Below are 18610 nucleotides of genomic sequence, written 5' to 3' on the forward strand. Positions count from 1 at the left end.
GATCACACGGGGTAATACCAGTATATCCCGCATCAACTATCACAAGTTTTTAACTTTATTCGTGGCATGGTACATTGTGTATATTAGTGGTATGTACCACAGTATCAAATCGTAGGAGAAGACATGGCACGTGGCGGCGTAAACAAGGCACTGGTGCAAGCGGCACGCTCGGCAATCCTTGCCCGCGGCGAACACCCGAGCATCGACGCGGTACGGATCGAAATGGGCAATACCGGCTCGAAAACCACGATCCATCGCTATCTGAAAGAGCTCGATGACGGTGCAGAGCCCGCGCAAACACCTTCCGAGCCGATCGATGATGAGCTGACAGCGCTGGTAGCGCGGCTGGCGCAACGCCTGAAAGAGCAGGCGCAAGAGCCCATCGACCAGGCGCGCGCGCAGTTCGAGCAACAACGAAAAGAACTGGAAACCCAGCTGCACGAGGCCCGCGAGGCCAATACCGAATTGCAGCAGCAATACGAAATTCAAAGCCTGGCACTGACCCAGGAATCGGCGGAACTGCACGACACCCGTTCCATGCTGCAAACCGAGCAAACCCGCAACGCCGGGCTGAACCAGGCGCTGGCGGATTTCGAATTGCGCTTGCAGGACAAGGACGAGCAGATCCGCTCACTGGAAGAAAAACACCTGCACGCCCGCGAAGCACTGGAGCACTATCGCAACGCCGTCAAAGACCAGCGCGAACAGGAACAGCGGCGCCACGAAGGCCAGGTGCAGCAGATTCAGATGGAGTTGCGTCAAGCCCAGCAAAGCGCACTGGTGCGCCAGGATGAAATCACCCAACTGCATCGCGATAACGAACGCCTGCTGACCGAAAACCGTGGCACGCTGCGGGAGTTGAGTTTGTTGCAGGAGCAACTCAAACACACCAACAGCCGACAGGATCAGCTGCTCGAACAGGTCAACCGCATCGACAGCGAGCGCACCCTCCTCCAGGAACGCTTGCGCATTGCCTTGCTGGAAAGCCAGTCACTCAAGCAGAACATCGACGAGCAGTCGCACATCAACAAAGCGCTGGAAGTTGAACTGATCAAGTTGCAGGCAAGCCTGGATGAAAGCGCGCGCCTGGCCGCTGTCGTTGCGACAGCGCCAGACGCATCAGCGCCACGGAAGGACGATTAACCCGCGACCGGCGTACGCATGGTGACGAATTCCTCGGCGGCCGTCGGATGCACGCCGATGGTTTCGTCGAAATCGCGTTTGGTCGCGCCCGCTTTCAGGGCAATCGCCAACCCTTGCACGATCTCGCCGGCGTCCGGGCCGACCATGTGGCAGCCCATGACCTTGTCGGTCTTGGCGTCGACCACCAGTTTCATCAAGGTGCGCTCCTGGCATTCGGTCAGGGTCAGTTTCATCGGCCGGAAACGGCTTTCGAAGATCACCACATCGTGCCCGGCCTCGCGCGCCTCCTCTTCAGTCAGGCCGACAGTGCCGATGTTCGGCAAGCTGAACACGGCGGTCGGGATCATCTTGTAATCCACCGGACGATATTGCTCGGGCTTGAACAAGCGCCGCGCCACGGCCATGCCTTCAGCCAGAGCGACCGGCGTCAGTTGCACTCGACCGATCACATCGCCCAGCGCCAGGATCGACGGCTCTGCGGTTTGATACTGCTCATCCACCTCGACAAAACCTTTCTTGTCGAGTTTGACGCCGGTGTTCTCCAGCCCCAGGTTGTCGAGCATCGGACGCCGACCGGTGGCATAGAACACGCAGTCCGCTTCCAGCTGACGACCATCCTTGAGCGTCGCCTTCAGGCTGCCATCGGCCTGTTTGTCGATACGCTCGATGTCGGCATTGAATTGCAGGTCCATGCCGCGCTTGGTCAGCTCTTCCTGCAGATGTTTGCGTACCGCACCGTCGAAGCCGCGCAGGAACAGATCACCGCGATACAGCAGCGTGGTCTCGGCTCCCAGCCCGTGGAAAATCCCGGCGAACTCCACCGCAATGTAACCCCCACCGACCACCAGAACACGCTTAGGCAGCTCTTTAAGGAAGAACGCCTGGTTGGAGCTGATGGCATGCTCGTGCCCCGGAATCTGCGGAATCTGCGGCCAGCCACCGGTGGCAATCAGGATGTTTTTGGCGGTGTAACGCTCGCCATTGATCTCGACCTGATGCGGATCGACGATCTTCGCGTGGCCTTCATGCAAGGTCACGCCACTGTTGACCAGCAGATTGCGATAGATGCCGTTCAGGCGATTGATCTCGCGATCCTTGTTGGCGATCAGCGTCGCCCAGTCGAATGTCGCTTCACCCGGGGTCCAGCCGAAACCTTGGGATTGCTCGAAGTCTTCGGCGAAATGTGCGCCATACACCAGCAATTTTTTCGGCACGCAGCCGACGTTCACGCACGTGCCGCCCAGGTAGCGGCTCTCGGCCACGGCGACTTTCGCACCAAAACCGGCCGCGAATCGCGCAGCCCGCACACCGCCGGAACCGGCGCCAATCACATATAGGTCAAAATCGTAGGCCATTACTATCTCCTCGGCAGGACACCAGCATACCTGCGGGCGGCCTTTGGGCAAGCGTTGCAAACTATTTGGGGCCGGAAAATGAAAAAGCCACCCGAAGGTGGCTTTTCAGTACAAACAGGTCAGGCCGCTATCAGTAAGCCTTGCCAGTCTTGTAGAAGTTCTCGAAGCAGAAGTTGGTCGCGTCGATGTAGCCTTCGGCGCCACCGCAGTCGAAACGCTTGCCTTTGAACTTGTAGGCCATGACGCAGCCGTTTTGGGCTTGCTTCATCAGGGCGTCGGTGATCTGGATTTCACCGCCCTTGCCTGGCTCGGTCTGTTCGATCAGGTCGAAAATGTCCGGGGTCAGGATGTAACGGCCGATGATCGCCAGGTTCGACGGTGCATCTTCAGGCTTTGGCTTTTCGACCATGCTGTGAACGCGATAGATGTCGTCGCGAATCATCTCGCCGGAAATCACGCCGTACTTGTTGGTTTCCTGAGGATCGACTTCCTGGATGGCCACGATCGAGCAGCGGAACTGCTTGTACAGCTTGACCATCTGGGTCAGTACGCCGTCGCCTTCGAGGTTGACGCACAAGTCGTCCGCCAGTACCACGGCGAAAGGTTCGTCGCCAATCAGTGGACGGCCGGTCAGGATTGCGTGGCCCAGGCCTTTCATTTCGGTCTGGCGAGTGTAGGAGAACGAGCACTCGTCGAGCAGCTTACGGATGCCGACCAGGTATTTCTCCTTGTCAGTGCCCTTGATCTGGTTTTCCAGCTCGTAGCTGATGTCGAAGTGGTCTTCCAGAGCGCGTTTGCCGCGACCGGTGACGATGGAGATTTCAGTCAACCCGGCGTCCAGGGCTTCTTCGACGCCGTACTGGATCAGTGGCTTGTTTACCACCGGCAGCATTTCTTTGGGCATGGCTTTAGTCGCTGGCAGGAAGCGAGTACCGTAACCGGCTGCTGGGAACAAGCATTTCTTGATCATATAAGTCCTTGAAAGGGCTGTGTGTACGAGTTTCGGCGCAGTCTAATCAGGCGGCGTGCACCTTACAATGCCCCGCACTGGCTAACCGATGCCAACATAGAGAAATATTCTGATGGATAGTTCCGCAGATAACCTGCACAACCTCTTATAGATAGCAGAGATCTACAGATCTGCATCACCATCAGTCGAAAGACAACCCGCCTACCCTACACCCATCGGCACCTGTTGAGGGCATTTGGCGCTATCATTGCCCACTTGAACCAGCCAACGAGGCAGATAGATGTCGGCAGCAAAAAGCGTCAACGGGTACCTGATCAATCAGGTGAAAGACGGCCAGTGGTGGGTAGACAGTGTCGGCGGAGAGAATATTGCCGGGCCGTTCCCCACAGAAGCGTTGGCGATTGAAGTGGCATCGGTGTTGCAAGATCAACCCGCAGCGCCAAAGCGGCGTGGCAAGGACAAGCCTTGAACTGAACCTGTCGCGACCGCAGCCCTGTCTTTGCGCAGGGCTTTTTTGTGATTGCCTGCAATACAGTGGCCATTCGCTATAACCTTTCGATGCCGCCGCTGTCACAGCGTTTAGCCCCCATCACTGATGATGACCACGACATGAAAATATTTTTGCCACTGTTTGCGGTACTGGCCCTGAGCGGTTGTGCCACGTCCGAAACCACTTACCTGAAAAATGGCGAGCAAGGCCTGACTATCGACTGCTCCGGCGAAGCCAACGCCTGGGCCACCTGCTATGAAAAAGCCGATGCTTCTTGCGCCGGCACCGGCTATCGGATTGTGGGTACCGACGGTACACCTTCGACCAAGGACAGCGACAAAACCCTGGGCGTCGACGTCGGTAACTACAAAAATCGCAGCGTGGTGGTGGTCTGCAAGTAAGGTGCCCTGCCCTACATATGGATTTCCGCGAATTTGATCCCGAGCCCACGCACGGTCTCGATCAAATCGTCGAGGCGACTGAAGGATTCGACTTCATCGTTTTCATCCACCAGGAAATAACTGCGCCCGGCACTTTTCTTGAAAAACACGATCCACTCCCCCGGATTCGCCGGGTTCTGAATCACATGGGTGGCAGAGATATGACCCTCTGCATGGCGCTCCCGCACCTGCTCTCGCTTCATGCTCGACTCCAGAAATGACAATGCCGTCAAAGCGCGACTTTGACGGCATCGATGTTGACCGGGGGTAGTTTATCAGCCGGAGATGCACGCGGTGGCGGCATTGCGCACATCCCATGGGCGCAAGGGCACATTGGAAATACGCTCGTGCAGCTTGATGCTGCTGCCGCCGGAACGGTCTTCAATGTCAAACACCGCTGCCGGCCCCGAGGAGAACTTCTGCGGCACAATAACCCGCATGCCTTCCTTATGCGGTTCGACTTGCAACGCCCCACGGCTATCAGCCAGCTTCTCCGACAGGCACTGGGCATATTCGTGGGGTTTCTTGCCTGAAATCACGCTCATGGTAGGCAACGTCGCAGTGATGTCCGAGACCGTCGCACATCCACCCACCGCCAATGCCAACGGTACGACCAGAACACCCCATCTCATACGAAACCTCCGATAAAGACCCTCCGACAGCACAAACGCTGTTTTTCTCCAAGGCTCCCTGCTTTTATCGCTCATAGAATTCCGAATAACTGTTTTTAATTGTCAAAGCAGACCCCGACAGCCAGATAATAACCTGTTCGGGCTGATAAACTGCGCCAATCGCCCATGCTATCGTTTTGATTTTGTAGAAAAAGCCCTTCTGGAGGCGCCTCATGAAATTTATCCACCAGCGCGAGCACCTCAACGAAGACGACATCGTCGTCATCCAGTGCTCCCAAATGTGCAACATCCGCTTGATGAACGACGCCAACTTCCGCAGCTTCAAGAACGGCGGTCGTCACACATACCACGGCGGCGCATTCGACACCTTCCCGGCCCGGATCACCGCGCCGAGCACCGGTTTCTGGAATATCACCATCGACACGGTCAACCGCCGGCCGATCAGCGTGACCCGCAAGCCGACCCTGACGCACTCGATCAAGATCATCCGCCGCTCCAGCTCGAAGCTGAGCTGAGCCCATACGAACACAAGCAGGTACGACCGTGGCCCAGACGACCAAATACGTCATTAAATACAAACTCAACGGCGAGCGTCGCTTCGAATTCGCCCAGCTTGAAAATGGCACCCCAGAAGAAGCCAAGGCTGCATTGGACAAGCTGCATGGTCAGAGCGAAGACGTCATTAGCGAGATCAGCGTCAGCAAAGCGCTGTAACGCGATCCGGAGCGGCAACATGGACGTCTGCTCCCCTCGCGAATTCGACCGCAAGCGCCGGAGTGTCCACTCTTGCAACGCGCAATAAACTGGCCGCCTCGACCTTTTGGTCAAGGAGTCAGAACCCTTGCTTACCGATCCGATTCACCACGATGCCCTCGACTGGGGCGCGCTCGAGCAGCAACTCGATCAGGATGGCTGCGCAATCGTCAGGTCGCTTTTAAACCATGAAACCTGCGATGAAATCAGCGCCCTGTACGCCCGGCCCGAACCCTTTCGCTCGAAAGTGGTAATGGCGCGCCACGGTTTTGGCCGTGGCGAGTACAAATACTTCAGATACCCGCTGCCGGATCCGGTGGCCCGCTTGCGCAGTGCGCTCTACCCTCGACTGGTTCCCATCGCCAATCGCTGGTAAGAATGCATGGAGCTGCCGACCCGTTTCCCCGAATCCCATGAAGCGTTTCTGCAACGCTGCCATGCCGCCGGTCAGGAACGGCCGACACCTTTATTGCTGCAATACGGCCCGCAGGACTACAACTGCTTGCATCAGGACCTGTACGGCGAGCACGTGTTCCCGCTACAAATGGCGATTCTGCTGTCATCACCTGGAGAAGACTTTACCGGCGGTGAATTTGTGTTGACCGAACAACGCCCGCGGATGCAGTCACGCCCGCAAGTGATTGACCTGAAGAAAGGTGATGCGTTGATTTTTGCCGTCAGTCAGCGTCCGGTGAAAGGCATTCGCGGCTATTACCGAGTGACCCTGCGTCACGGCGTGAGTCGTCTGCACAGCGGAAAACGGCATACCCTTGGAATCATCTTTCACGATGCGTTATGACCCCATGAGCCCAATCACTTTCGATCTGTTTGCCGACGCCGAACCCGAACAGCAGCCGAGGCGCGAGCAGATCGGCGAACAATCCTGCGTCCTCAGAGGCTTCGCCCTGCCCTGGCTAGACCGGTTGCTGCCGGCTCTGGAGACGGTTCTGACAGCGGCGCCGTTTCGGCAAATGATCACACCCGGCGGCTTTACCATGTCGGTGGCCTTGAGCAGTTGCGGCACCTGGGGCTGGACCACCGATCGCAGCGGCTACCAATACACCCGCCACGATCCGCAGACCGGCGCCCCCTGGCCTGAAATGCCCAAGGTGTTTTTCGAACTGGCCCAGGCCGCGGCGCAAGAGGCCGGGTTTGTGGGTTTCGTAGCGGATTCCTGCCTGATCAACCGCTATGTTCCCGGGGCCAGGATGTCATTGCATCAAGACAAAAACGAAAACGCCTATACAGCCCCCATCGTCTCGGTATCTTTGGGATTGCCGGCGACGTTCCTGTTCGGCGGCTTCGAACGCAGCGCCAAAAGCCAACGGGTGCCGCTGTTCCATGGCGATATCGTGGTCTGGGGCGGCGTGGATCGTTTGCGTTATCACGGCGTATTGCCGATCAAGGAGGGTTATCACCCTCAGTTGGGCGAACAACGGATCAACTTCACCTTTCGTACCGCGGGATGAAACAGTCGAATTCGACCGCAAGACCCGGAGTGTGGCGTCTCTACCGGCTGGTTAATCTGCATGAAACGGGTCAACGGACATGAAGCCATGACAACTCAATCGATAACAATCGCCACCGAAAACGATCCTCGCTGGGCCGCCGTGGTCGCGCGTGATCCTCGCGCCGACGGGCAGTTTGTATATGCGGTGAAAACCACCGGTATCTATTGCCGCCCCAGCAGCCTGGCACGCCTGCCGAAACCGCAGAACGTCGAGTTCTTCGACACCGCCGAGCAAGCTCAGGCGGCGGGTTATCGCCCCAGCAAGCGGGCCGCGAAGGATCAAAGTGACGTCGCCGCGCAACACGCCGCCACCGTGGCCGCCGCATGCCGTCACATCGAATCCGCCGAGACGCTACCGGCCTTGAATGAACTGGCGGATGCCGCCGGTCTGAGCAGCTTTCACTTCCATCGCGTGTTCAAGGCCATCACTGGCCTGACGCCCAAGGGCTATGCCTCTGCCCATCGCTCACGCAAGGTTCGCGAATGCCTGGCGGATGGCGGCACGGTCACCGACGCGCTGTACGACGCCGGATTCAACTCCAACAGCCGTTTCTATGAGGCGGCGGACCAATTGCTGGGCATGAAACCTGGCGACTATCGCGCGGCCGGGCAGAACAACGACATTCGCTTTGCCGTCGGCCAGTGCTCTCTGGGAGCGATTCTGGTGGCACAAAGCGAGCGTGGCGTCTGCGCGATCCTGTTGGGGGACGACCCGCATCAACTGGTCTGCGACCTGCAGGACAAGTTTCGCCGCGCCAACCTGATTGGCGCCGATCATGAGTTCGAGCAGTTGATCGCCAAGGTCGTCGGCTTTATCGAAGCACCGGCCCTTGGCCTGGACTTGCCGCTGGATGTACGCGGCACAGCGTTTCAGGAGCGAGTGTGGCAAGCCCTGCGGGAGATTCCCGTCGGCAGCACCGCCAGTTACGCCGATATCGCTCAGCGCATCGGCGCACCGAAAGCCATGCGCGCCGTGGCCCAAGCCTGTGGCGCGAACAGTTTGGCGGTGGCGATCCCCTGCCATCGCGTGGTGCGCAGCGACGGCAACCTGTCGGGCTATCGCTGGGGGGTGGAGCGTAAGCGTCAGTTGCTGGCGCGCGAAAACGCGTTTGAGTCCTGAATGCCGATATAGACCGCCACGGATTCCGGGCCGGTGTAGACCTCGAAGTCCGTGGCGAACTTGCGGCGAACCTGCGGGTTGTCTTCGAAGTAAGCCCAGATAAAGCCCCAAGCCTGAATGACGCTGTCCGGCATCGCCCCTTTGGCGCTGAACACCAGGTAATCGCCGCCCTCAACCTGAATCTGCGCAAAGTCCTCGGAGGGTGCGGTGACTGCCGCACCCGCGGTTACATCGAAGTGGCCTGAAGCGTCGGACTCGTAGTTGGAATACACGCCGTACATAAAGGAATCCGGCTGTTTGTGGGCGATTTTGTCGAAAACGTCCTCGACGAAAAATTGTTCCCACATAGGGCCGATACGTGCGGTATCCGGTTGTTGCTCGGCGGCATTGCGGGTTCGCACCTGCAAACCCGAGACGCTGAAGGGCAGCACTTCACGCAGTTTTACATCCATTGTCGCTATTTCCTTTTCACTACAGTTTGTCTGTTTGATGGGTGCCAAGACGATCAACGATTGACGTCGACCACCACCCGGCCGCGCAGCTGACCGGCAAGTAAACGTGGTGCGGCGTCGATGGCCTCGCTCAAGCCGATTTCATGACTGATCAGCGGCAGCAAGGCGATATCCAGGTCCTTGGCCAGGCGATTCCAGGCCAGTATCCGCCGGGCTTTGGGTTGGGTCACGCTGTTGATCCCGGCCAGGTTCACACCGCGCAGAATGAACGGTGCGACGGAAGCCGGGAAGTCCATGCCCTGGGCCAGACCGCAGGCAGCGACGGTGCCGTTGGCCTTGGTGCTTGCGCAAGCGTTGGCCAGCGTGTGACTGCCGACCGAGTCGATCACCGCCGCCCAACGCTCCTTGGCCAACGGCTTGCCCGGCTCCGACAATGTGGCGCGGTCGATGATTTCACTGGCGCCCAATTGCTTGAGGTAGTCGTGCTCGGCGGTGCGGCCGGTGGAGGCCACCACGCGATAACCGAGTTTGCTCAGTAGCGCGATGGCGAAACTGCCTACGCCACCGTTGGCGCCCGTCACCAGTACGTCGCCCTGCTCTGGACTCACGCCGTTGTGCTCCAGCGCCAGGATGCTCAGCATCGCCGTGTAGCCGGCCGTGCCAATGGCCATCGCTTGCGCGGCGGTGAATCCTTTGGGCAACGGAATCAGCCAGTCGCCATTCAAGCGAGCTTTCTGCGCCAATCCGCCCCAATGTCCTTCGCCGACGCCCCAGCCATTGAGCAGGACTTGATCACCGACCTTGAAGTCCGGATGACTGCTGACTTCGACAGTGCCTGCCAGATCGATCCCCGGCACCATCGGGAATTTGCGCACCACCGGGCTGCGGCCGGTGATCGCCAGCCCATCTTTGAAGTTCAGCGTGCTGTACGCCACACGCACCGTCACATCGCCTTCAGGCAATTGATCATCAGCGATCTCTTGCAACGTGGCCCGGTAACCGCTGTCGTCTTTGTCGATCAGAATGCCTTTGAACATCACTGCCTCCTGGTGGAATCGTTCAGTTGTCGTGCTGTTGAGATAACACATGAAAACACATCGATGCAGCCGACTTTAAGCCAATCTTCAAACTCGACTGGCCTTGTGTCAGTCATTACTGATACAAATTCGCTTCTACCGTCCCTGCCCTGTTTCGACGTCGGAGAGCACTGCACATGAGCCAATGGCCAGACACCCGCATTCTTGACCTGCTCGGGATCGAGCTGCCGATCATCCAGGGCCCTATGGCCGGCGCGACGACTTCGGCCATGGTGATTGCTGTGTGCAACGCCGGCGGCCTGGGCTCGATGCCCGCCGCAATGCTGAGCATCGAGCAGTTGCGCGAAGAATTGAAAACGATACGCCAACACACCCAGCGCCCGTTCAACGTCAACTTCTTCTGCCATCAGCCTCCACTGCCGGATGAGCAGCGCGCCCGGGACTGGAAAAATCTGCTGGAACCGTACTACCGGGAATTGGGCGTCGACTTCGACGCACCGACGCCGGTGTCCAATCGCGCGCCCTTCGATCACGCGGCCTGCGAAGTGATCGAAGAGTTTCGTCCCGAAGTGGTGAGTTTTCACTTTGGCCTGCCGGAAAAGTCCTTGCTGGATCGGGTAAAAGCTACTGGGGCGAAAATACTTTCCTCGGCCACCACCGTCGATGAAGCCATCTGGCTGGAGCAGCATGGCTGCGATGCGATCATTGCGATGGGTTACGAGGCTGGTGGTCACCGGGGGATGTTTCTCAGTGATGACTTGAGCAGCCAGGTGGGCACTTTTGCGCTGGTGCCACAAATCGTCGATGCGGTGAAAGTGCCGGTGATTGCGGCGGGCGGGATTAGCGATGCGCGTGGCGTCGCAGCGGCTTTCATGTTGGGCGCATCGGCGGTTCAGGTAGGTACGGCTTATTTGTTCACGCCAGAGGCCAAGGTCAGCGCGTCCCACCACAAGGCGTTGCGCACGGCCAAGGAAAGCGAGACAGCGGTCACCAACATTTTCACCGGGCGCCCGGCGCGCGGGATTCTCAATCGGGTGATGCGTGAGCTCGGACCGATAAGCGCCAAGGCACCGGCCTTCCCCTTGGCGGGCGGTGCGCTGATGCCATTGCGGGCTAAAGGGGAAGCGGATTTCAGCAACCTTTGGGCCGGGCAGGCATTCACCCTGGGCGTTGAACTGAGCACGGCAGAGCTGACCCGGCGATTGGCGGATGAAGGATTGGCCAAGCTAACCCATCGCTAGGCGCAAAACCTGTGGGAGCGGGCTTGCTCGCGAAAGCGGTGTGTCAGGCGACATTAATGTTGACTGTGCCCCCGTCTTCGCGGGCAAGCCCACTCCCACAGGTTTGTGTTTGACGCACTGCCTACAAACATCTCGTCACGTTCCGTTTTCAGGCATTTCGCTATATATTCCGCTATATAGCGTTTCATTCGCCTATGACGGAGCCGTTCATGATCATTCGTGCCTCACGTTTTGCCCCCGCGTGCCTGTTCACTGTGTTCGCTTTCGGGTCCGCCCAGGCGGATGAAGTCCAGGTCGCCGTTGCCGCCAACTTCACCGCGCCGATCCAGGCCATCGCCGCCGATTTCGAAAAAGACACCGGGCATAAGCTGGTGGCCGCTTATGGTGCAACCGGCCAGTTCTATACCCAGATCAAGAACGGCGCGCCGTTCGAAGTATTCCTCGCGGCGGATGACACCACTCCACAAAAACTCGAGACCGAAGGCGACATCGTCAAGGGTTCGCGCTTCACCTACGCCATCGGCACCCTGGCGCTGTGGTCGGCCAAGGAAGGTTATGTCGACGCCAAGGGCAAGGTTCTAAGCGTCAACCAGTATCAGCATCTTTCCATCGCTAACCCGAAAGCCGCCCCGTACGGCCTGGCTGCCACTCAGGTGCTGGCCAGGCAAGGCCTGACCGACAAGGTCAAAGACAAGATCGTTGAAGGCCAGAACATCACCCAGGCGTACCAGTTCGTGTCCACCGGCAACGCCGAACTCGGTTTCGTGGCCTTGTCGCAGATCTATAAAGACGGCAAAGTCACCAGCGGTTCGGCATGGATCGTTCCGGCCGAGATGCACGACCCGATCAAACAAGACGCGGTGATCCTCAACAAGGGCAAGGACAACCCGGCCGCCAAGGCGCTGGTTGACTACCTCAAGGGGCCGAAAGCCGCCGCTGTCATCAAGTCCTACGGTTACCAACTCTAAATGACGCTATCGAGTGCCGACTATTCCGCCATCTGGCTGACCCTGAAACTGGCGTCCCTGACCACGGTCATCCTGCTGATCATTGGCACTCCGATAGCGTTGTGGCTGTCGCGGACCCAATCCTGGTTGCGCGGCCCGGTCGGGGCGATCGTCGCCCTGCCCCTGGTGCTGCCGCCCACGGTGATTGGCTTTTATTTACTGTTGGCGCTCGGCCCTAACGGGTGGGTCGGTCAGTTCACCCAATCACTGGGTTTCGGCACCCTCACCTTCAGTTTTGCGGGGTTGGTGATCGGCTCGGTGCTGTACTCGATGCCGTTCGTGGTCCAGCCGCTGCAAAATGCCTTTTCCGCCATTGGCATTCGACCGCTGGAAGTGGCCGCTACCTTGCGCGCCAATCCGTGGGATACGTTCTTCCGCGTGATGGTGCCACTGGCCCGCCCCGGATTCGTCACTGCGGCCATTCTCGGATTCGCCCACACCGTCGGCGAGTTCGGCGTGGTGCTGATGATCGGCGGCAACATTCCCGACAAGACCCGCGTGGTCTCGGTGCAGATCTACGATCACGTCGAAGCCATGGAATACGCCCAGGCTCATTGGCTGGCCGGGGCGATGCTGGTGTTCTCTTTTGCGGTGTTGCTGGCGCTCTACTCCAGCCGTAAAACCAAAACGGGTTGGGGTTGATCGATGATTCAAACGCGCTTGAAGCTGAGTTATTCGGGGTTCGTCCTGGATGTCGATCTGCAACTGCCCGGCCGTGGAGTGACTGCGCTTTATGGTCACTCCGGCTCGGGCAAAACCACCTGCCTGCGTTGCATCGCCGGCCTGGAACACGCCGAACAGGGGTTTATCCAGATCAACGATGAAGTCTGGCAGGACAGCGACCGGCGGATTTTCATCCCGCCGCATAAACGCGCCGTGGGTTATGTCTTCCAGGAAGCCAGTCTGTTTCCCCATCTGTCGGTGCGGGGCAATCTTGAGTTCGGCCTCAAGCGTATCCCCCGCCAACAGCGCCGGGTCGATATGGCCCATGCCACTGAACTGCTGGGAATCAGCCATTTGCTCGACCGCAGCCCGCAGAACCTTTCCGGTGGCGAGCGCCAGCGGATCGGCATCGCTCGCGCCTTGCTCACCAGCCCCAGATTGTTGCTGATGGACGAACCGCTGGCGGCACTCGATACCCAGCGTAAAAACGAAATCCTGCCGTACCTGCAACGGTTGCACGATGAACTGGATATCCCCGTGCTGTACGTCAGCCATTCCCAGGATGAAGTTGCGCGGCTCGCCGACCACCTCGTCCTGCTCAGCGACGGCAAGGCCCTGGCCAGCGGCCCCATCGGCGAAACCCTGGCCCGGCTCGATCTGCCGCTGGCGCTGGGCGACGACGCTGGTGTGGTGATCGAAGGACACGTCAGCGCTTATGACGCCGACTATCAATTGTTGACCTTGCAACTGCCCGACACCAACCTGAGCATTCGGGTTGCCCACGCGCCGATGACCAAGGGCCAGGCCCTGCGCTGCAAGGTTCAGGCGCGGGATGTCAGCCTGAGCCTGCAGGGCGTCGAACAGAGCAGCATCCTCAATCGCCTGCCGGTCACGGTGATCAGCGAAATCGGCGCCGACAACGCCGCTCACGTACTGATCCGCCTCAACGCGGCCGGCACACCGCTGCTGGCGCGAATCACCCGCTACTCCCGGGATCAACTGGGCGTGCACCCCGGCCAGCAACTGTGGGCGCAAATCAAAGCGGTGGCGGTGCTGGCCTGAAATCTGTCGGCATTCTCCAGACATTCTCCTGGCACCCCGGCAACGGCGCGTGGTCAATGGCTTAACACCCTGACTCGCCGCCCGGGATTGCCTGCCATGCCAGATACCGCGTTGTCCGATGGACTGCCGTCCGACCTGCATTACGTCGACGACAGCCAACCCGGCATCACCCGCAAGAAGCTGCGCGGCGCATTCGGCTATTTCGCTCCGTCGGGTCAGCGCATTACCGATCGGGATGAGATCAAACGCATCAATGCCCTCGCGGTACCGCCCGCCTACACCGATGTGTGGATTTGTCCCGATCCGCGCGGCCATCTGCAAGCCACCGGTCGCGATGCCCGTGGCCGCAAGCAATACCGTTATCACCCGCGCTGGCGCGAAGTGCGCGATGCCGACAAATATTCGCGCTTGCGGGAGTTCGGCCAGGCCCTGCCGAAGCTGCGCAAGCAGCTTGAAACCCTGTTGGCGACTCCTGGCTTCAGTCGCGACAAGGTGATGGCCACGGTGATTACCTTGCTCGATGCGACGCTGATCCGGGTTGGCAACACGCAGTACGCTCGGGATAACCGCTCCTATGGCCTGACGACCCTGCGCAACCGTCACGTCGAGATCAACGGCAGTGCAATCCTGTTCCAGTTTCGCGGCAAGAGCGGCATCGAGCACCAGATCACCGTAAAAGACCGACGCCTGGCACGGATCATCAAGCGCTGCCTGGAGATTCCCGGGCAAAACCTTTTTCAGTATCTGGACGAGAACGGCGACCGGCACACCGTCAGCTCCTCCGACGTCAACGCCTACCTGCAGACGCTGACCGGTGCCGATTTCACCGCCAAGGATTACCGCACCTGGGCTGGCAGCGCACTGGCATTGGCGGTGTTGCGCAAGTTGCAGTGGCAATCGCCAGCCGATGCAAAGCGCCAGGTGGTGGACATGGTCAAGCATGTCGCCCGGCAATTGGGCAACACCCCGGCGGTTTGCCGCAAGTGCTACATCCACCCGGCGGTCGTCGATGGCTTTATGCAAGGCGCATTGGCCGGACTACCTCCGTCGCGGGGACGTAAAAGGCTCAGGGCAGAGGAAGTGGCGCTGGCGGTGTTTCTGGAGAAGCTTATCGAGAAGGCTGAAACACCATGAGTCGTCTTCAAGGGTAGTGAACCGACGAACTGACCCGCCAGTTTTTTGCATGATCGCCAAGCGCTTCTATGCTTGATCTGAACACGAACAGCTTCGGTGACGCCATGGAAGACATTTTCGTTGTGAAACGCTGCAACAAGATCATCGTTCATGGCCGCCGGGCCGGAGAAACCGCTCATCCACCACACGACGCCGCTGTCTGGTATCGCATCATCGATACCCGCACTCGCGGCTTTATCGGTGACGGTTACGATCTTGAAGAGGACGCCAGGCGCGAATGTCGCCGGCTTAACGCGGCCAGTTCGCCCGTGTCGCACGGGTTGGCTTGACGCCGGCCACTTTCATTTTCCGGGTCTATACTTGAAGGAGCTGAAGGACCAGCGACCCATCGGCAGAAAGCTCGCTCCCCCGCGGGCTTTTTGTTGCCCTTTAGCCGATTTCCTTGAACGGAGGTGATTGTCATGTCCGAGAAAGAGTCTATCGCCACCCTGCTCACCCTGCTTGACTCCCGTCAGGCCCGCCTTGCTGCTGCGTGCAAGGAGATCGCCGATTGGGTCGATCATCAAGGGGGGCATCCGACAGCGCTCAGGATTCGTGACCGCTTGAACGACATCGAGAAAGACACGCCGCAGATTCGTAGCGCGTTGTCTGCACTCAAACATGTCGAGCCGCCACTGCCTCGGTTCAAATCAGGCGACCGCGTTATTTGAGCCAGGGACAGAGTCCAATCCAGCACACCTGAGCGGTGACCTCTTCGTCACCGTGGTTGTGCCTGCCTGCCCGACTCGCGCTGCCGCCCAACCCGGCCCGGTTTGCCGGGCTTTTTTTATACGTGCTTTGACCATTTCACATTGCCTTCACAACCGAGCCCCTACAGTTCACTTGCTCCTTTGAAAACATCCCCTGGCCCGCCCGCATGCGGGCCATTTTTTTGCCTGCCATATCCCGAACGAACGCCCTCATCCGCCGGTTGTCGAACGCTTACACATCACGAAGGAGATGTCCCATGGTCACTCACTTCAAAGTCGGCGGGCACCTGGCCTGCGGGCACAAAGGCAGCAACTTGACCTCCAGCAGCATACTGAACCGCGTCAAATGCAGAAGCTGCCGCAACACCGATGCGTTCAAAGAAGCGCGCAAAACCGAACGTAACGCCGCCCGTCGGGCCGCACGCAAGGCCAAAGCCACCCACACCGCCAATGATTGGCGCTCAGAGTGGACCCAACGGCTGATCGAAATGCCCGGACGGCAAAGACTGCCACGTGGTTTTACTGGTCAGCCATTTGTGTAGCTGAGGCGCTTGGCCGTGCCCGGCTTATGGTTCGAGCGCAGCAAGTGACGGGCAATGAATCTATCGGCTATTCAATCCACCAGGCGTGAGGATTTCCTCCAGAAAATCGATAAACACATTGATCCGGCTGGAACCCCGGTGATTGGGCAAGTACAGCGCATTGATGCAACTGCTCGCACTGCCGGGGTTGACTTCGTAATGCTCCAGCAACCGCGTCAACCGGCCTGCGGCGACATCGTCTCGCACCAGCCAGTCGGCCAGCAGGGTCACCCCGCCGCCGGCGATTGCCGCTTCGCGCAGGATGTCGGCGTTGTTGCTTTGCAGGCGGCCATGCACATTGAGCTGGATGGTTTCTTCGTCGCCCTGGAACGTCCAGTAATGGTGCGAACCGCCGTAATCGAAGCGCAGGCATTGGTGCTCGAGCAAGTCGCGAGGATGACACGGCGCCGTGTGGCGGCTCAGGTAATCCGGGCTGGCCACTACCCAGCGCTGGAAGGCCCCTACCCGTTTACTGACGATGTCTTCACTGACTACCGACGATCCCAGACGCACTGACACATCGATCTGTTCGCTCAGCAGGTCGCTGACCTGATCGCTCAACGACACACTTATTTCCAGTCCCGGATGGCGCTCGAGCAAGCGGCCCAGATGCGGCGCGATGATCCGCCGACCGAACTCGACGGGCACGCTGATCCGCAGGCGTCCTTGCGCCTCGCTGCCACGGTCGGCAACCACGGCATCGGCTTCGTCGATGGCGTCAAGAATCGCCACAGCCTTTTCGAAATAGGTTTGCCCGGCGACGGTCACGCTGGTGTTGCGTGTCGTGCGGTTGAGCAGGCTGGCGCCGAGCTCGTTTTCCAGCCCCGCCACCTGGCGAGTGACCGAAGACGTCGAGATGCCGAGCTTGCGCGCCGCGGAGGAATAACCGCCGCAACGCACGGTTTCAACAAACATCTTCAGTGCCAGCAACTTGTCCATAAGCGGAATCCGGTCAAAAAGAAACGGTGATGATAGTGCATCACCGTTCGCCAGCCGTCTTGTATGACCGTGCTTCACCGGACGCCCCCACACCCGGCGCTCAGGCATTGGCCTTGCGACCGAGGAACATCACCAAAGCCAGGGTCGGGAGCAATGCCACCGATGCGGCAGACAGGTTCCAGCCGAAGTGTTCGTAGAGCGGGCTCGCCACCAGCGATCCCAAGGCACCGCCAACGAAGATGCTGGTCATGTACACGGCGTTGAGTCGTGCCCGGCTGTGCGGGTCGATGGCGTACACCTCGCGCTGGCCCAGCACCATGTTCAGTTGCACGGCGAAATCCAGCAACACCGCACACACCACCAGCCACAGGTAACTGCTGCCCGGCAGCGCAGCGATCAACAATGAAGCCGGTGCCAGCAGCAGTGCGACCAGTGTTCCGCGGCGGCCGTGACCGGCATCGGCCAAGCGCCCGGCAATCGGCGCAGCGACTGCACCTACCGCTCCGACCAGGGCAAAAATCGCCACCTGCGCCTGGCTGAAACCGTGGTGACGCATCAGCTCAATCGGCGCGAGGGTCCAGAACAGGCTGAAGCTGGCGAATAACAACCCCTGATACAACGAACGTTGACGCAGCACCGGGTAGCGACGGGCAAGGGTAAACACCGAGCCGATCAACGCGGCATAAGTCGCCTGATGCGTCGGCACACGGCGCGGCAGCGCAGCCGCGGTGATCAGGGCGATGACGGCCATCAGTGCCGCCGCGCTGTAAAACACCCCGCGCCAGCCGAACACGTCCACCAGCAGGCTGGACAACGGACGCGACAACAGAATGCCCAGCAGCAGCCCGCTCATGATATTGCCCACCACGCGGCCGCGCGTGGCTTCGGGTGCCAGGTGCGCCGCCAGTGGCACCAGAATCTGCACCGAGATTGAAGTCAGGCCGATCAGCAATGAAAACACGAGGAACATCGACGGCGAGTGCGTCAACCCGGCACACAACAGCGTAACGCTCGCCGCGAGGGTGAAGCCCACGACCAGCCGCCGGTTTTCCATCAGGTCGGCCAGCGGCACCAGCAACAGCAGACCCAGCGCATAACCAAACTGTGTGAGTGAAACGATCAGGCTGGCATTGGCGCTGGACAGGCCAATCTGCGGCGCAATCAGTTCGACAATCGGCTGGGCGTAATAGAGGTTGGCCACGACCGCGCCGCAGCAAAACGCCAGGAACGCGACCATCAGGCCGGAGAGTGAAGCAGGCTGTTCGGCCTTGGCCGCCGCTGCGGGGTTACCCGTGAGCATGATGACACCTCGTTGAGTTCAGGAAAGTGGTG

General features: G+C 59.5%; 23 protein-coding genes and 1 pseudogene. 16 read left to right on the forward strand and 8 right to left on the reverse strand.

The features are described from left to right. Window positions 1-123 precede the first annotated feature (123 nt). Window positions 124-1143: a DNA-binding protein gene (locus PSH64_RS14465; protein ID WP_105345988.1), complete on the forward strand. Its 1020-nt coding sequence runs from the start codon at window positions 124-126 to the stop codon at window positions 1141-1143. Here PSH64_RS14465 and gorA read toward each other — a convergent pair. Together gorA and galU are read right to left on the reverse strand one after the other, a co-directional pair. After that, window positions 1140-2498 carry a glutathione-disulfide reductase gene (gene gorA / locus PSH64_RS14470; RefSeq protein WP_305481078.1) on the reverse strand — a complete coding sequence of 453 codons (1359 nt, stop codon included), beginning with the start codon at window positions 2496-2498 and terminating at the stop codon, window positions 1140-1142. The genes PSH64_RS14465 and gorA overlap by 4 nt on opposite strands. Window positions 2499-2628: 130 nt before the next feature. Beyond that, a complete protein-coding gene (gene galU, locus PSH64_RS14475; RefSeq protein ID WP_105345983.1) occupies window positions 2629-3468 on the reverse strand; it encodes a UTP--glucose-1-phosphate uridylyltransferase GalU in 840 nt (279 codons plus the stop codon). A 280-nt stretch (window positions 3469-3748) separates the two neighbouring features. Here galU and PSH64_RS14480 point away from each other — a divergent pair, with 280 nt between their 5' ends. Both PSH64_RS14480 and PSH64_RS14485 read left to right on the forward strand, forming a co-directional pair. Continuing rightward, window positions 3749-3937 (forward strand): hypothetical protein, encoded by a 189-nt coding sequence (locus PSH64_RS14480; protein ID WP_105345980.1) that lies wholly within the window; start codon window positions 3749-3751, stop codon window positions 3935-3937. A 140-nt stretch (window positions 3938-4077) separates the two neighbouring features. Then, window positions 4078-4359 carry a hypothetical protein gene (locus PSH64_RS14485; RefSeq protein ID WP_105345977.1) on the forward strand — a complete coding sequence of 94 codons (282 nt, stop codon included), beginning with the start codon at window positions 4078-4080 and terminating at the stop codon, window positions 4357-4359. A gap of 11 nt (window positions 4360-4370) precedes the next feature. Here the strand turns inward: PSH64_RS14485 and PSH64_RS14490 are convergent, their stop codons facing one another. Together PSH64_RS14490 and PSH64_RS14495 are read right to left on the reverse strand one after the other, a co-directional pair. Continuing rightward, window positions 4371-4601 carry a hypothetical protein gene (locus tag PSH64_RS14490; RefSeq protein WP_105345975.1) on the reverse strand — a complete coding sequence of 77 codons (231 nt, stop codon included), beginning with the start codon at window positions 4599-4601 and terminating at the stop codon, window positions 4371-4373. 72 nt (window positions 4602-4673) lie between these two features. Beyond that, window positions 4674-5030 (reverse strand): hypothetical protein, encoded by a 357-nt coding sequence (locus PSH64_RS14495; RefSeq protein WP_105345973.1) that lies wholly within the window; start codon window positions 5028-5030, stop codon window positions 4674-4676. A 212-nt stretch (window positions 5031-5242) separates the two neighbouring features. Between PSH64_RS14495 and PSH64_RS14500 the strand changes: the two genes are divergently transcribed. From PSH64_RS14500 to ada, 5 genes and pseudogenes are all read left to right on the forward strand, one after another. After that, window positions 5243-5545: a DUF1883 domain-containing protein gene (locus PSH64_RS14500; RefSeq protein ID WP_007900033.1), complete on the forward strand. Its 303-nt coding sequence runs from the start codon at window positions 5243-5245 to the stop codon at window positions 5543-5545. Between the two features lie 28 nt (window positions 5546-5573). After that, window positions 5574-5744, forward strand: a complete 171-nt coding sequence (locus tag PSH64_RS14505; protein WP_181150707.1) for a hypothetical protein — start codon at window positions 5574-5576, stop codon at window positions 5742-5744. A gap of 127 nt (window positions 5745-5871) precedes the next feature. Beyond that, a pseudogene (locus tag PSH64_RS14510) lies at window positions 5872-6582 on the forward strand (2OG-Fe(II) oxygenase). Then, window positions 6572-7252, forward strand: a complete 681-nt coding sequence (gene alkB, locus PSH64_RS14515; RefSeq protein WP_105345968.1) for a DNA oxidative demethylase AlkB — start codon at window positions 6572-6574, stop codon at window positions 7250-7252. Before PSH64_RS14510 ends, alkB begins: the two are co-directional and overlap by 11 nt. Window positions 7253-7339: 87 nt before the next feature. Continuing rightward, window positions 7340-8413: a bifunctional DNA-binding transcriptional regulator/O6-methylguanine-DNA methyltransferase Ada gene (gene ada / locus PSH64_RS14520; protein ID WP_305481079.1), complete on the forward strand. Its 1074-nt coding sequence runs from the start codon at window positions 7340-7342 to the stop codon at window positions 8411-8413. Here the strand turns inward: ada and PSH64_RS14525 are convergent. Together PSH64_RS14525 and PSH64_RS14530 are read right to left on the reverse strand one after the other, a co-directional pair. Then, window positions 8377-8865, reverse strand: a complete 489-nt coding sequence (locus PSH64_RS14525) for a GyrI-like domain-containing protein (protein ID WP_105345965.1) — start codon at window positions 8863-8865, stop codon at window positions 8377-8379. The two genes, ada and PSH64_RS14525, sit on opposite strands and share 37 nt — an antisense overlap. A 53-nt stretch (window positions 8866-8918) precedes the next feature. Beyond that, on the reverse strand, window positions 8919-9902 hold the full coding sequence (locus tag PSH64_RS14530; protein ID WP_105345963.1) for an MDR family oxidoreductase: 984 nt from the start codon (window positions 9900-9902) through the stop codon (window positions 8919-8921). A gap of 176 nt (window positions 9903-10078) precedes the next feature. Between PSH64_RS14530 and PSH64_RS14535 the strand changes: the two genes are divergently transcribed. The 8 genes from PSH64_RS14535 (at window position 10079) to PSH64_RS14570 (ending at window position 16300) form a co-directional block, all read left to right on the forward strand. Continuing rightward, window positions 10079-11143, forward strand: coding sequence for a nitronate monooxygenase family protein (locus PSH64_RS14535; protein ID WP_305481080.1), 1065 nt, complete (start codon window positions 10079-10081; stop codon window positions 11141-11143). Window positions 11144-11352: 209 nt separating this feature from the next. Beyond that, window positions 11353-12111, forward strand: a complete 759-nt coding sequence (gene modA, locus PSH64_RS14540) for a molybdate ABC transporter substrate-binding protein (RefSeq protein WP_305481082.1) — start codon at window positions 11353-11355, stop codon at window positions 12109-12111. Next, the gene (gene modB, locus PSH64_RS14545) at window positions 12112-12792 is read left to right on the forward strand and encodes a molybdate ABC transporter permease subunit (RefSeq protein WP_105345956.1); all 681 of its coding nucleotides are present in this window, start codon (window positions 12112-12114) and stop codon (window positions 12790-12792) included. A gap of 3 nt (window positions 12793-12795) precedes the next feature. After that, the gene (gene modC / locus PSH64_RS14550; RefSeq protein WP_305481083.1) at window positions 12796-13875 is read left to right on the forward strand and encodes a molybdenum ABC transporter ATP-binding protein; all 1080 of its coding nucleotides are present in this window, start codon (window positions 12796-12798) and stop codon (window positions 13873-13875) included. A gap of 96 nt (window positions 13876-13971) precedes the next feature. Further along, entirely contained in the window at window positions 13972-15009 is a 1038-nt protein-coding gene (locus PSH64_RS14555) for a DNA topoisomerase IB (protein WP_305481085.1), read from the forward strand. Window positions 15010-15077: 68 nt separating this feature from the next. Then, window positions 15078-15338 (forward strand): hypothetical protein, encoded by a 261-nt coding sequence (locus PSH64_RS14560; protein ID WP_305481086.1) that lies wholly within the window; start codon window positions 15078-15080, stop codon window positions 15336-15338. 132 nt (window positions 15339-15470) lie between these two features. Then, entirely contained in the window at window positions 15471-15719 is a 249-nt protein-coding gene (locus tag PSH64_RS14565; RefSeq protein ID WP_018929055.1) for a hypothetical protein, read from the forward strand. 296 nt (window positions 15720-16015) lie between these two features. After that, window positions 16016-16300, forward strand: coding sequence for a hypothetical protein (locus PSH64_RS14570; protein WP_105345952.1), 285 nt, complete (start codon window positions 16016-16018; stop codon window positions 16298-16300). Between the two features lie 60 nt (window positions 16301-16360). Here the strand turns inward: PSH64_RS14570 and PSH64_RS14575 are convergent, their stop codons facing one another. Continuing rightward, window positions 16361-17278: a LysR family transcriptional regulator gene (locus PSH64_RS14575; RefSeq protein ID WP_305481087.1), complete on the reverse strand. Its 918-nt coding sequence runs from the start codon at window positions 17276-17278 to the stop codon at window positions 16361-16363. Window positions 17279-17378: 100 nt separating this feature from the next. Beyond that, window positions 17379-18578, reverse strand: coding sequence for an MFS transporter (locus PSH64_RS14580; protein ID WP_305481088.1), 1200 nt, complete (start codon window positions 18576-18578; stop codon window positions 17379-17381). Window positions 18579-18610: the final 32 nt, after the last annotated feature.

It is taken from the genome of Pseudomonas sp. FP1742 (assembly GCF_030687145.1).
GTDB classification, from domain to species: Bacteria; Pseudomonadota; Gammaproteobacteria; order Pseudomonadales; family Pseudomonadaceae; genus Aquipseudomonas; species Aquipseudomonas frederiksbergensis_D.